We start from the raw sequence: 14,472 nt of genomic DNA, 5'->3' as shown, positions 1-14,472 counted from the left end.
AAATATTTTATTAATTAATTGTTATTAGCTTATAACAAACTATTTTTTAGTGATAAACACTCTTTCCAATTCAGTATCCAAAATCACTTTATAAACTCCTGCGGCAGCCGGATATTTAGCATTTCCGTTTTCACCCGGCGACATGGTTGCGATTCCGTTTTTAATTAATCTCCAGGAAGGACTCCACCATTGTCCGGTAAAAGTAGCCTCCATCGTTCCTGTTAAAGTATATTCTCCAACTAATTGATATGGATTATTTGGATTATTAGCTAAATGTAAGCTTGTCTGAACCCATGCATTCCAGGTATCCCAATTGGCTCCCTGAATTCCGCCTCCGCATACACTCACAAAAGGTCTTCTCAAAGCTTCATCATCATGCCATAAACCATTAGCTACATCAGCCCAAACTTTGCTTGTTGGCGTATATTTAGTCACCGTATAAACTAAAGTACTAGGGTTTACTTTTATTTTATAATAACCTTTAGTAGGTAAAACTATAGGCGAAGAAGCAACATCATCAATTAAATTACCAGAAGTGTTTAGTCCAAAACAATGTGGTGCAAAATCAGCTTCCTGACCTAAGAAATAAACTTCTTTATTATCAGTATCGGCATAATATTTAAATTCAAAATCCTGTCCGTTTTTTTCATGGAAATACATTGGAACACCTACAGCATCCGTTGTTAAATTAGTTCCCTTAGGCTGATCGCATAAATAAATGGCCGGATATTCATTAGTAGCCACAATATTAATGTTTAAAGTTCCCATATTTGGAATGGCAAATTTATCCTTTGCAGTAATTGTTAATACGTACTCAGCAGCGGTAATTGGCAAGGTATACGTCTTATTAAAAGTATAAGATTGAGGAGCGCCTTCTAACTGAACCATTTCATCAATCCCTAAAGCTTCACATTTTACCTGAACATAATCAATTCCGGAATCATCATTCACTACAAAATTTACCGGTAATTGGTTACTGGATGACAACAAAATAACAGCTCCTTCTTTAGGAGTAATCATACTAATTGCCGGAGCGTTAAACTCTCCATCCAAACGTAAATTAATTTCCTGTTCAATGCTATTTCCGGAAACATCAGTGATGGTTAATTTAATTACAAAAGATTCCGAAACACCTCTGTCTGAAGGGACTTCAAAGAAGTAACTTAAATCATAAGCGGTTAAAAGAGGATCTGTTGAAAAATTAATCATCTTATCCAAATCCAATTCAGGAATCTGAATTCTTACATTCTTCAACCCTAAATCATCTGCTAAAGCAGCTTTAATTTCAAATTTTCTGTTGGGAGCTCCATAAATTTCATTAGTTGCCACCACAACCGTAGGATCATCTGACGAAGGATAACCTGATTCATCTTCCTGACATCCTGCGAACAGCATAACAAAAAAAGTTAGCAAAAATAAATACGAGAGTTTATTCATATATTTTAGTTTTTAGAGGAATTCCGAATGGGAAATTCCCTTTTGATTTAATAGTAATTCTACATCTTTCATTTTATAACAAGTAGTACAAAATTTCATGGAGTTTCTTTACTTTTCATACGCTATCAGATTTGTTTTTGGTTAATAATTAGTTTTTATAGTTTGTTTTTATTTTATGATAATTTAACATAACAGAAATCTTAAACTCTAAAATTTCATTTATCATCCTAGCAAAGAAATAACTAAATGGCACCAATTAAAGGGGGTAAAATGGAATAAAAAACAGGGGGATTTGGCAAAACACATGGATATATTCGTCAAAAAAGACTATTTGACAAAAAAACATTACTTTTTTTACTTTATACTTAATTTATAATAGTTTGTTTTTAATTATATATAAAAAAATCCTAACCACATTATTAATGCGATTAGGATTACAATACTGATTTGTGTTTTAATCAAAAAACAATCATTTTATAATATTCAAATCTTTATTAAAGGAATCTTTATATTTTTTGACATAAGCCGAAGGAGTCATTCCAAAGAGCTTCACAAATTGTTGCCTGAAATATTTTTGATCTTCAATACCTACTTCGATTCCCACCTGAGTTATATTGATATTTTCTGTAAGTAGCAACATAGCCGCTCTTCTCAATCGGACAGAACGAATAAAAGCATTTAAGGTATCGCCTGAAATAATCTTAATTTTGCTATACAAACTCTTATGACTCATTCCTATTTCGGAAGCAAAAGTTTTAATTGTAAAATCTTTGTTTCCCATATTAGCCTCAATAATCGTAATACATTTATTTAAAAAATCCTGATATTCGGCCGGTACTTTTTGACTGTTTTCTTTCAAAGTAATGCTATCCAGAAAATAACTTCTTAAATTTCCTCTGTTTTTCAATAAGGTATTTACCCGCGCCAACAGAAGGTCATCATTAAATGGCTTAGTAATATAATCGTCGGCACCATCGGTAATTCCCTGCAAATGGGTTTCCGGATTGCTGGAAGCCGTGAGCAGAATTACCGGAATATGCGAAAGTTGCTCGCTTTCTTTTATTTTTTTACATAATTCCAAACCATCCATAATTTCCATGGCAACATCCGAAATTACAATATCCGGCATGTACTTTTTAGTCAGTTTCAAACCTTCCTGACCATTTTCGGCTTCATAAACCAAATAAAATTCAGAAAATAACGCCACTAAATAGTTACGGATTTCAACATTGTCATCAATAATTAAAACAGATTTTTTACTGGTCAATATTTCGTTATTTAATTCTTTTTCTAAATTTTCAAGTGCCGGCTGTTCTTTTTTATCCAATTCATCCACCAAAAGCTCTTCGACTAATTCACTCATTTTAGGTGCAACCAAACTAATAGGTAAATCTTCAAAATGCTCCCGCCCTTTTAAAAAATGCACCGTAAAACTGCTTCCTTTTCCTAATTCACTTTCGCAGGAAACACTTCCTTGGTGTTTATCTACAAAATATTTTACAATATAAAGTCCGATTCCAAAACCGGTACTTACCGAAGCACGAACCTCTAACTGTTTAAATTTTTCAAAAATTGTTTCAAGGTTTTTAGAAGCTATTCCCGTTCCTGTATCGGAAATCTTTACAAAAACTTCTTTATCACTTTCCGTTAACTTAAGACTAATTGCCCCGGATTCGGGAGTATATTTAAATGCGTTAGAAAGCAAATTGAACAATGAAATTTCAATTTTTTCATAATCTCCAAAAATAAAAACAGGATTTTCCGGTTTTTCAATCGAATAATGAATCTTTTTATCCTTAGCTTGGGTTACAAAACACTGAAAAACTTCTTCGCACAAATCGTTCATGTTTATTTCCGATAAACGCAATACATCGGCATCGTTTTCGGCTTTTCTAAACAATAACAATTGATCAACTAAACTCAACAAACGTCGGGCATTGCGATAAGCTACCTGTAAATCGCCTTTGGAATTATTCTCCGTAGATTCTTTTTTTAATTCTTTCTTTAACGGATTAATAATAAGCGAAAGCGGCGTCCTGAATTCATGAGAAATATAAGTAAACATCGACGATTGTTTCTCGGCTATTTCCTTTTCTTTTTCCCGTTCTAATTCGGCAATTCTTACCTTATATTTTAATCGTTCCTTGTATTTGCTGTACTTTATATAATTATAAATAATAGCTCCGCCAATTATAAAATACAAAAGATAAGCCCACCAGCTTCTGTACCAGGGTGGTAAAACTATTATTCGAATCAAATTTTGTGCGCCACCTGATTTATCCTGAAAATTGGATGTTTTTACTTTAAAAATATAAGTTCCCTCCGAAAGATGCGGATAATTAGCTTTTCGAAGCTGTCCCACATTACTCCATTGATCATCCCAGCCTTCTAAAAAATAAGCATAATTAACTTTATCGGCATTAGCATAATCTAAAGCAACAAATTCGATGGATAAAGTCGTCTGATCATAAGGTAATCGGATTTCTTTTATTTGACGTTCCTCATTCCGTTCCGAAATCAATTCAGGTTTGGTTTCAATAGCTTCGTTGTTGACACTCAAATCCGAAAGAAGAATTTTACTTTTAGGAGCAAATTCTTTGACCGTTTCGGGATAAAAAAGATTAAATCCATTTATTCCTCCAAACAAAAATTCTCCCGAAGCCAATTTTAAAGCCGCATTAAAACTAAACTGATTGCTTTGTAAGCCGTCATTTTTAGAAAAATTTCTAAAAGTTTGCGTCTTCGTATTTAAACAACTCAAGCCATTATAAGTACTCATCCATAAATTACCGTTTTTATCTTCCAGAATTCTCAAAACCGTATTAGAAGACAAACCTTCGGCTGTGGTAAAACGCTTATAAGTATTGTTTTTTCTGTTAAACAAAAGCAAACCACCTTCCTGAGTTGCTATCCAAAGCTGTTTGTTTTTATCCTCATGAATAAAGCGTATTGGATAACCAACTGTGATTTTTCCGTACTTTTTTCTCGCTTTATCAATCCAAAAAACAGCCGTATAATTCCCGCCCCAAAGTTTCCCATCGGCAGTTTCGGTTAAACATTGTAAATTAGAAATCTTTTTATCATAAAGTTCAAATGCTTTTTTATTTCGATTAAAAAGATACAAACAACCTTCATTCGTCGCACTCGCCCATAAATTCTTTTTGGAATCTTCATACACCAGCCAAATATTCTTTTCCAATTGTTTGGTGTAAGGATTGTAGCAGGAATAATGTTGTACAGAATTATTTTTAGGATTAATTTGGTTAACACCTCCCGCCCAGGTTGATACCCAAATTTCATCATTTACATCGCGAATGACAGAAGTAATAAAATTGCTCGTTAAATAATTACCTGAACCTGAATTGCTGGTATAAACCTGATAAGTATTATTTTTTCGGTTCCAAAAACGCAATCCGGCTCCGTCAGTCCCAATCCATACATTTCGATTTTCATCTTCGCAGGCCGATAAAATAAAATTTTGAGCCAGATTATTGTCTTTTGAAACATACTTCACCGTTTCAAAATACTTAGGAACCGCACTAAGCATACTAACTCCTCCGCGGAGTGTACCAAACCAAAGATTTCCTAAATGATCTTCATAAATACTCCAAACAGCACTACTTTTAACTATTGATTGCGAATTATTTTTTTGATACGAAATCAGTTTTTGATTTTGATTATCTAAAATATAAAGTCCGCAGCCATCGGTAGCAATCCATAATCTGCTATTCGTATCCTGATAAATATCGGTGACAATACATTTTGCAGAAAAATAATTATCTGAAAGCGAGTTGGTCTTAGTATCAAATAAAAACAAACCTTCATCGGTTCCAATCCAAAGATTCCCTTTCCCATCACTTCCCATACATTTCAAATCAAGACGAAATGGCGCAATCAACTTCAATGTTTTAGAATCAAAATGGTACTGGCAAATTCCCAAATTTCTAACATAAACCCAAACCCGATTTGACTTGGCATCTTTCTCTATTGCCAAAGCATCATAATCCACTGTCTTTTTGGAATTGGAAATTGTCACTTTTTTTCCGGCAAATGAATTTTCTTCATAAGCAAGCAAACCTGAATTTTGCGTTGCCAATAAAACCAGTCCTTTTGAAACCGATTTTATCTGATGCACGACATTTTTTAAAACAACAACACTTTCATTCTCTTGAAATTTTACCTGAAAAAATAAAGCTTTCGACTTATCATAAACACTTGCTCCTTTGTTTCCTCCTACCCAAATATTTCTATTTGCATCACCTTCCAGACAATAAACCGTATTATTCGATAAGGAATTTTGGTTGCGTATTTCATTTCTAAAAGTCTTAAAAGTATAGCCGTCATATCGGTTCAGTCCATCATAAGTCCCGAACCACATATACCCTTCTTTGTCCTGATAAATAGTTGTTATCGAATTATTAGAAAGTCCATCCGATGCGTCAAGAAATTTAACCGAATGCTCCTGAGAAAAAAGAACAAACGGAGACAAAAACAACTGTAATAAAAAGACTAAATATTTCAAAATTTAAAGATTAGATTAAAGTTGCTGCAACGAAACAGCCAGCCAATTTATAATTAAAAAAAAACTACCAAAGATAAAATAAAATTATTATTAGATTTTGAAACTTTAATGACAGCAAAGGGTACTTTAGATGATTTTAAAGATTTTATGGATTTACATTATCCTTCTGAAAATTTAGAATCATTTAACATTATTAAAAATGAAATGAATCAGCTCCAAATTGATTATGAGAGCTATAAGTTTTTAAAAAATAGATTATAACTAATTGAGTATAGATAAAGATTGTTTTTAATTATTACAACTAAATGGCGGTATGGATTGAAAAAAAGAGTCGAAAAGTTCACCACCCTCATCTTTAAAAGTTTTTATACTAGGGTGATTACATTTGCTATAAGAATCAATATAAAGGCGTTTTAATCTGTTTGGATTTATTATAACAATTTTATTACTTGGATTGTTTATACAGTTGAGTTCAACTAAAGCTATATTTTTGCTAACATCAAGAAGAGTTAGTTGATTATATGGACAAAATATTTTTCTTAAAACTTCATTTTTACCTAAATTAATAGTGAAGATTTGATTGTAACAGCAATTAAGCTCTTTCAATTTATTGTTTTTACTTATATCAAGATTGGTGAGTTGGTTGTTGTAGCAATGAATTATCGACAAATTAGCATTCTTGCTTACATCAAGTTTTGTAAGTTGGTTATAACCACAAAATAATTCTTTTAGATTGGTATTTTTACTAATATCAAGGATTTTCAATTGGTTTTCCATACAATCAAGTCTTGTTAAGGCAGTAAAATATTCAATACCAGATAATGAATTAATGTTTCTTCCATTAACACTTATTCTTTTGTCGTAAGAAACAACCGAAGAATGATTGGAAATAAATTTATTATCAGGAGTAAAAGCATCAGGGACTATTGTTTTTAAATACGCCTTAAAATTTGCATCTGGTATTTCACTATAAACAGGAGGAACATTCTTTTCTTTAAAACAACTATAACTTAGATGGCTAACTATTAGTAATGTGAAAAGTATTATGAACCGTTTTATAATTCTATTTTTTTTATTTGCGGATGTATAGTTTTTCATTTATGAGGATTAGATTTGGTTCTTTAATACGATTTTTAATATTTTATAAAGAGTATTGTTGATTATGTAAGTTTATGACTTAAATTTTTCTTCACCAAAAATATTTTTAACAATTTTAAATGAGTACAAGTTTTTTTAAATGAATTACTTTTAAGTATCCACAATAGTTTAATAACAAAATCTAATTAAGCTAATCATCTGTCAATTGATTAATTTATCAGGGATTATCAAACTTTCTCGTTCCACAGCTATAATTTCAACACCTTCATATTTAAACTCCATTGGAACTTAACCTATAAGTTTCCCTTATATGCCTAAAATGTTCTTAAAAGAACATTTTAATAAAGGCAAATCACTTCTCCTTACAAGGCTGTTTACTACTGGAATAATATAGTTAAAACGCTAAGCACTAATTTTTTAAAGTCCTAATTAGAGGGCATATTTGTTCCTGTAAATATAAAATGCAATTTCTTATCAGGCATTTTCATTCACTAACTTCATACTACAACTTATGGCAATCGAGACCCATTTTTTTATAGAATCAGGAGGATTTCCTATGCAAACAGGAATAGAATCTTTTGGACCAAAATCACCAACTAATTTTAGGTTAACATCATCGTTTATCCTACCACCCAATATTACAAAAAAGGCCTTTGCCATTTGTAAAGGGGTAGTTTTAGTTCAACCGCAAACAGGAGCGGGAAATGAAGAAAAAGTAAACCTCATTCTTCGTCCCTACAGCCAACCTTTCCCGGGACTAAATGTAAAATACTTCCTCTACAGAGGTTTACAACGGAGTGATTTTTTTACTACAGATTCCGCTCCTAAAATTATAGATTCCACAACAACAACTTCGGATTTTATCAAAAAGATCAACGAAGATTTTCATGCCTTTCATGACGGGCGCAAAGATGATCAGGGTAATGCAATCCCGGTACCTGATTTTACAGCCAAATTTATTGGCTATGACGAATCCCAAACCGATTTATCGATTCCCTTATCCGCCTTCTTTTTTAAAGAATCGGAATTTGTAGAGGCAGATGAAACATTTGAAAAAAAAGACGATTTCGAATTGCCGTTAATTGCTATGGGCAAATCATTGGGGAGTTTTGCCTCCGGCAGTTGCGGCATCGATGTCGTTTTGAATTACGGCGATTACAGTCATGAGTTTGATAATAGCGAGTTTGATTTCAATTTGGCTTATGCCAGAGCATCAGAAGCTGAAATCAATCTTAGCGGCAGTGATTTTGAACAAAAATTACAACGGGAACAAAGTACTCAATTTATAGATATTGCGGCTTTTTATGGTTTGTTTGCCGCTGAAGGTAAACTAAAAATATCGGATGCAAGCGGTGAAGTAAGTTCAAAAAGTGCAAGTGCAATTTATACTGAGGTACTTGCTCCTTTTTGGAATAAGAATAAAGTGTACTTATATATTCAAAGTAATAGGCATCGTTCGTATAATTTTTATAATAATTATTCTTTGTCAGAGACAAATGCTAATGATTTGAAAACAGGAACGGTAGAATCTTTAGCTGAGACTACTTATAGAACATTGAATTGGCCGGTTCATATTTTTGAAGGAAGCCAAGTAAACTCCAATAATTTTAATGATATATCAATACAATTAACTGCTTCTTCGTCTTATGAAGAAATAGCATTATATGCCGCATTAGGTAATGGTGATTTCAATAGGGGGTTTATTAGCAGAGAGAATCTGATTGATCCACTTAATATCAGTCAGGATGTCAATTTTAGTAAAGTAATAAGTTTTAAGGTGCCGAATATTGACAGTAACGGAGAAAAGAAAAATATTAGTTCTTTAATTCAAATTATTTATGTAGGGATTGAATTGGATTTTTCTTTAACCGATAATTATACAATATGGTCAGATAAAAAAAGACATTCTTTATATAATAACATCTTTCCTAATTTAACTGTTACACCAGTTTTTAAAAGTAATCAAAATTTATTAATAGCAGCAGTTAATAAGGTCTCATTAATTAGCTACAAAGGATTCTCTAATTATATGAATGAATCTGTTTTAAATGGTTCAGTTGTTTTCCAATTAGGGAAGAAAGATATTGTAAATACAGATTCAACAATTGAAACATTAACTAAAGAAAAAGTATTATTCGTCGCTAAAAAAGTCGAAACATTAGATGATTTTGCTATTCATGATACAGCTGTGTTTGCAAAAGAAGTGGTCGCGAAAAAAATGAATATTGATTTTAATTTAACAGATTATTCTAATTACTTTAAATCGGTTTACAGTTCAACTAATTATAATTTAAAACATTATTTAATTGATGATATGGGAGAAAGTATTAAAATACTTTCATTGGATATTGGAAACCAATTTGATTATTGTTTTTATAATTTAGGTATAACAAAAGAGGAATTAAATATTTTAAAAGGAATTGTTCCTATAAATTCTTCTAATATTGATTTTTACCTAAAGGATAATTTAGATAATCCACATATTAATACTGTAACAAAAGCACCTTTTTTTAAATATTCATTAGGTGTTTTTTTTGAAAACAATGATGGCATACTTTCTATTTTAATGCCTTCAACTCCAATTTACGTTTATGGATTTAGTCATAGTTTTTTAACTAGCAAAGAATATTCTGACTATGAAGAAAAAACAATTAATATTCAGCAATATGAGGAATATAATGAAATTAATATAGCATAATTTATGGAAGATATTAGTCAATTTTTAGAATACCTAAAATATTTTACATTAAAAGGTAGTAATGTGGGTTTTAGAACTCGAGATAGTTTTATTGATTATATTAGTAAAGAAACACTTATAACTACACCAGAAGAATATTCATTTACAATAAAAAGACTTAGAATTGATATTGGACAATTTTGTTTTAGTGATAATGAAGATACTGAGAATTATTATTTTTATTTTAATCTACAAAATACTCAAACCCTTGGTAGCAATTCTAACAAATCAATGAGACCTGAATTTACATCGGATTCAAGCTTAAGTGGTAATTCATATACAAGATTTGTGTTTTTATCTGATTTTTGTCAAAAAACTAAAGTTAAAAATCCAGATTGGTTTACTAAGACTTTCAATCAATATGGACCAAGCAACACTTCTTATGATTATTTTCCTTCTTCGATGGTAATACTCGTAAAAACCTCAGATGTAACTCAATTTCAAGATTTTTTGAATCTGTCATATGGAAATGTACTTTTGGATTCTGATTCAAAGCCTATTGTTGTAGAAGGAGTTGAATCTTATACCACAGGAGGTTGGAAATATTTTTTCAATCAAGCTATTCATGATGCATTTGGTGGAAATTTACAGAAATTAAAGAAATATGATCCAAGAATAATAGGTAGAGAGGTTAATGAATATCAAAGGCTCTATTTGATTAAAAATTTTGAAACATTAGAATTGCCTCCTGATATCATTATCAATTTATTTAAAACGAAAGATAAAAATGCTGCTCAATCTGTAATAAGGCTTTTGAAAGATGAAAGTTTACAATTGATATTTAAATTAAATCGATTTTTTTGGCATGAAATAGACCAATTTCTTCCTAGTTCAGATACTCCAAAAAAGATTAAATATATTGTAGATTATAGTTTTGCATTGAGAGATCTATTTAATACACAGTTTGAATTCACAGATTTAATGTTAATTGCTGCTAAAGAAATTAATGTTTATGATCAATATGAAGGACAGTGGAATATCTTTAATAAACTTGCAAAAGAAGCTGATACATTTATTTACAATCCAAATTTCCGAACTCCTATTAACATTAGACTTGATCAATATGGTAATGAATTAGATGAACCTTGTTATTCAGTATCATTAAGAGATCAATACTTTCCTTTTGATACTCTTCCGAATACACCAATTAATGAACAAAATAGAAAACTTGCATTTTCTTATAGGGCATTTACTAAATCTCCTAATAATATTGTACAATGTCATAAAAAGGAGTTGTTTAAAAATTATGATCCTTTGAAATTGGTTAAAGTATATATTTTGAAGTCTAATGAAACTTTTTATAAAGATTTAGAAAAGATAAATACAAAACAAAAGTTATTTAATATATATTCAGTACCTCCTGAAAAATCGGAAGTTACATACGTTTTGATGCCTGCGATAACTTTAGTAAACCTTTATACAATTAATAATTATTATCAAGATCAAGATTTAATAAATTTTTTCAAAGGATATTTTGCAGCTGAGATATCAGCATTTTTTACCGTTCTTGCACCTATAGGTTCCATTACAAGTGCTTTAGGTATAGCTGATACAATTGCAATGACAGGTTCAACCATATTGCAAATGCCACAAACACAAGAGTTGCTTCATAACTATGATATAAAAAATGGCACAAACTATCAACAAGAAATTAATGATACATGGACTGTAATACAAAATACGATTCTTGTTCTAAATATAGGATATGCTTCACTCTTTGCGGTTGAGGCTATTACGACTCTTGCTGCTAATTATCAGACATATAGAATTGCATTGAATCAATTCGAAAATTATTATGCATCTTTGAGCCCAGAATTAAGAGAAAAACTTTCTCCCTTAATGAATAATGGTTTTTTAAAATTACGGAAAGTTATTGAAGAATGGGAAGCCTATTTACATACAGTTGATAATGCATTTAAGCCAGGAGAGACTGTTGGCAAGGTTTTGCAAGAAAGAGCTAATGGTATTTTTAGAGATCCAAGTGAATATTTAAAGGAGAGTTATATTAATAGTCACTATGATAAATTTATCAATGGTTACTCCTTTTTAGCTCTTGAGGAAGTAGGAACTAATTGGTTAACAGGAGGTTTCATGACTATAGGTCGGGCAGAAGGTACTTTCGTTTCATCATTTGATGAAATGAATCTTCTATTGCAAAAAACAGATGGTAATTTGGTTAGAATTTGTGAAGAATTAGGTATTGATCTTACTGAAGATGTAAATTGGGTTTCTAGAATTAGAAACGGAGATAAATTAGTGAGAGTTGATATTAATTTTAATCAAATAAATTTTAGAAATTTACCAAATGGTTCAGAACAAGGAGCAAATGGGCTTTGGCTTCCTGGAGCAGTTACACCTAAAAATTGGAGTGAGTTACTAATTGAATCTATTCCTAAAACAAGTTTGAATATTAATCAAGTAAAATACGTTAATTTAAAATAAATATGGAATCAATTTTAAACAAATATTTAAATTTCTCATCGAGAAATTCACCAGAACTCAGATTTAATAGTAAATACATAGATAAATATACAGAATTATTTAATGCTATTAGTCAATATATTAAAGATGGTAATCTAATAAATGTAATAAAAGGGGATAGAGAATATAGTACTTTCAGGTTTGTTCATCCGGGTTCATTTGCAATGCCATATGAAGACACAAGTATTCCAAGTCTTTTTTCAATTTTTTATGTTTTAATTGACAATGGTTATCTCAAAAAAGAAGCAATTACCGATTCTCTGATTGAGCTTAGTAAAAGTGAGGATTATACTTATATATTTATATATTTATCTCATTATTTAGGAAATCGTTGGATAAATACAGATGAAGATATTGTACTTGATTGGAAGAGTCTAGTTGAGTATATTAATAAAGATTATTTAGAAAAAGGTATTGAAATAAAAGATGATAAATTTTATTGTAACGAATTTATGAAACGTTTTAATCATCAAGATTTTGGAGTTAGATTTAAAATTTAAAACAATCAAGCTTTAAATAAAGTGGTTGTATTTCACGAAATAGGATTATCAATATTCCTGTTTCAATGGAATAAGTCAAAAAAGGCTCATTGTTCCTTACTTTGAGCCTTACAATCCATAGCTTTTTAGCTAACAATCCCCACAAGCCTACATTTTATTTCCAGTCCGAAACTTACCCTATAAGTTTCGCTTACATACTATTGCCTAAAATGTTCTTTTAAGAACATTTTAATAAAGGCAAATCACTTCTCCTTACAAGGCTGTTTACTACCGGAATAATATAGTTAAAACGCTAAGAACTAATTTTTTAAAGTCCTAATTAGAGGGCATATTTGTTCCTGTAAATATAATATGCAATTTCTTATCAGGCATTTTCATTCACTAACTTCATACTACAACTTATGGCAATCGAGACCCATTTTTTTATAGAATCAGCAGGCTTTCCGCAACAAACAGCCGCGGAATCATTTGGACCTAAATCGCCTACAGACTTCACGATAACATCCGGTTTTACCTTAACAGCACCTAAAAAAGCCTTTGCCATTTGCAAAGGAGTGGTTTTAGTTCAACCACAAACAGGAGCGGGAAATGAAGAAAAAGTAAACCTCATTCTTCGTCCCTACAGCCAACCTTTCCCGGGACTAAATGTAAAATACTTCCTCTACAGAGGTTTGCAACGAAGTGATTTTTTCACTACAGATCCCGCTCCTAAAATTATAGATTCCACAACAACAACTTCAGATTTTGTCAATAAAATTAATGCTGACTTTCATGCCTTTCATGACGGACGCAAAGATGAGCAGGGCAATGCAATCCCGGTACCTGATTTTACGGCTAAATTTATTGGCTATGACGAATCCTTAACTGATGTATCGATTCCCTTATCTGCTTTCTTTTTTAAGGAATCGGAATTTGTAGAAGCAGGAGAGACATTCGAAGAAAAAGACGATTTCGAATTGCCGTTAATTGCTATGGGCAAATCATTGGGGAGTTTTGCCTCCGGCAGTTGCGGTATCGATGTCGTTTTGAATTACGGCGATTACAGTCATGATTTTGATAATAGCGAGTTTGATTTCAATTTGGCTTATGCCCGAGCATCAGAAGCTGAAATCAATCTAAGCGGCAGTGATTTTGAACAAAAATTACAACGGGAACAAAGTACCCAATTTATAGATATTGCGGCTTTTTATGGTTTATACATTCCGGAAGGCAAAGTAACTATAGACACAGCCGGAACTAAAACCGACAAAAAAGGGACAGAAATATACAATGATGTCCTTACCAATTTTACAACCAAAAACAACTGGTATATCTATTTGCAAAGTGACCGTGGTCGTAGCTATGATTTTTATGATACTTACAAAATAACAGCTCAGGAAACAAGCAATCTCAAAACAGGATTAGTTGTTGACCCGCAAACGCAAACTGTTCCCATGACTGAAGTGACTTATGGAACTGACGGCTGGCCGGTACTAATTAATACCCAAACGCAATCGACACCAGTGGCAAACAACAGTTTGTACCTGCAATTGGTAACCGACAATAACAACAACACCGCATTATACGGACAAATTGCGAACATAGCCAATGCTCAGAAAGCCAATTTTTTTAATGCAGATGGATTGTTGCAGGCTCCCGATACCGAAGGAAATTACAGCAATCTGACTAATACCATCCAACTCACAACTCCTGCAACT

Annotated in this window: 8 protein-coding genes; 5 read left to right on the top strand and 3 right to left on the bottom strand. The window is 31.6% G+C overall.

Annotated elements, in window-relative coordinates:
• Nucleotides 1–39: 39 nt before the first annotated feature.
• A complete protein-coding gene (locus tag H599_RS0117200; protein ID WP_026715263.1) occupies nucleotides 40–1,437 on the bottom strand; it encodes a hypothetical protein in 1,398 nt (465 codons plus the stop codon).
• Nucleotides 1,438–1,906: 469 nt separating this feature from the next.
• Nucleotides 1,907–5,959 carry a hybrid sensor histidine kinase/response regulator transcription factor gene (locus H599_RS0117195; protein ID WP_035141858.1) on the bottom strand — a complete coding sequence of 1,351 codons (4,053 nt, stop codon included), beginning with the start codon at nucleotides 5,957–5,959 and terminating at the stop codon, nucleotides 1,907–1,909.
• A 108-nt stretch (nucleotides 5,960–6,067) separates the two neighbouring features.
• On the opposite strand from H599_RS0117195, the gene H599_RS20950 reads away from it, so the two are divergent.
• The gene (locus H599_RS20950; protein WP_162174273.1) at nucleotides 6,068–6,220 is read left to right on the top strand and encodes a hypothetical protein; all 153 of its coding nucleotides are present in this window, start codon (nucleotides 6,068–6,070) and stop codon (nucleotides 6,218–6,220) included.
• A gap of 27 nt (nucleotides 6,221–6,247) precedes the next feature.
• Here the strand turns inward: H599_RS20950 and H599_RS20445 are convergent, their stop codons facing one another.
• Complete coding sequence (locus tag H599_RS20445) at nucleotides 6,248–7,057, bottom strand: leucine-rich repeat domain-containing protein (RefSeq protein WP_051590795.1); 810 nt, start codon at nucleotides 7,055–7,057, stop codon at nucleotides 6,248–6,250.
• A 511-nt stretch (nucleotides 7,058–7,568) separates the two neighbouring features.
• On the opposite strand from H599_RS20445, the gene H599_RS0117180 reads away from it, so the two are divergent.
• The 4 genes from H599_RS0117180 to H599_RS20025 all read left to right on the top strand — a co-directional run.
• Entirely contained in the window at nucleotides 7,569–9,755 is a 2,187-nt protein-coding gene (locus H599_RS0117180) for a hypothetical protein (RefSeq protein WP_026715261.1), read from the top strand.
• Between the two features lie 3 nt (nucleotides 9,756–9,758).
• Nucleotides 9,759–12,236, top strand: coding sequence for a hypothetical protein (locus H599_RS0117175; protein ID WP_026715260.1), 2,478 nt, complete (start codon nucleotides 9,759–9,761; stop codon nucleotides 12,234–12,236).
• Between the two features lie 2 nt (nucleotides 12,237–12,238).
• Nucleotides 12,239–12,775, top strand: coding sequence for a polysaccharide deacetylase family protein (locus tag H599_RS0117170; protein ID WP_026715259.1), 537 nt, complete (start codon nucleotides 12,239–12,241; stop codon nucleotides 12,773–12,775).
• A gap of 401 nt (nucleotides 12,776–13,176) precedes the next feature.
• Nucleotides 13,177–14,472, top strand: a 1,296-nt coding sequence (locus tag H599_RS20025) for a hypothetical protein (RefSeq protein ID WP_035141856.1), incomplete at its 3' end; no start/stop codon positions are given.

The sequence above is a fragment of the Flavobacterium daejeonense DSM 17708 genome, assembly GCF_000425425.1.
GTDB lineage: Bacteria > Bacteroidota > Bacteroidia > Flavobacteriales > Flavobacteriaceae > Flavobacterium > Flavobacterium daejeonense.
Note: the sequence above shows the minus strand (reverse complement) of the source record. Positions and strands in the feature narration are given on the sequence as shown.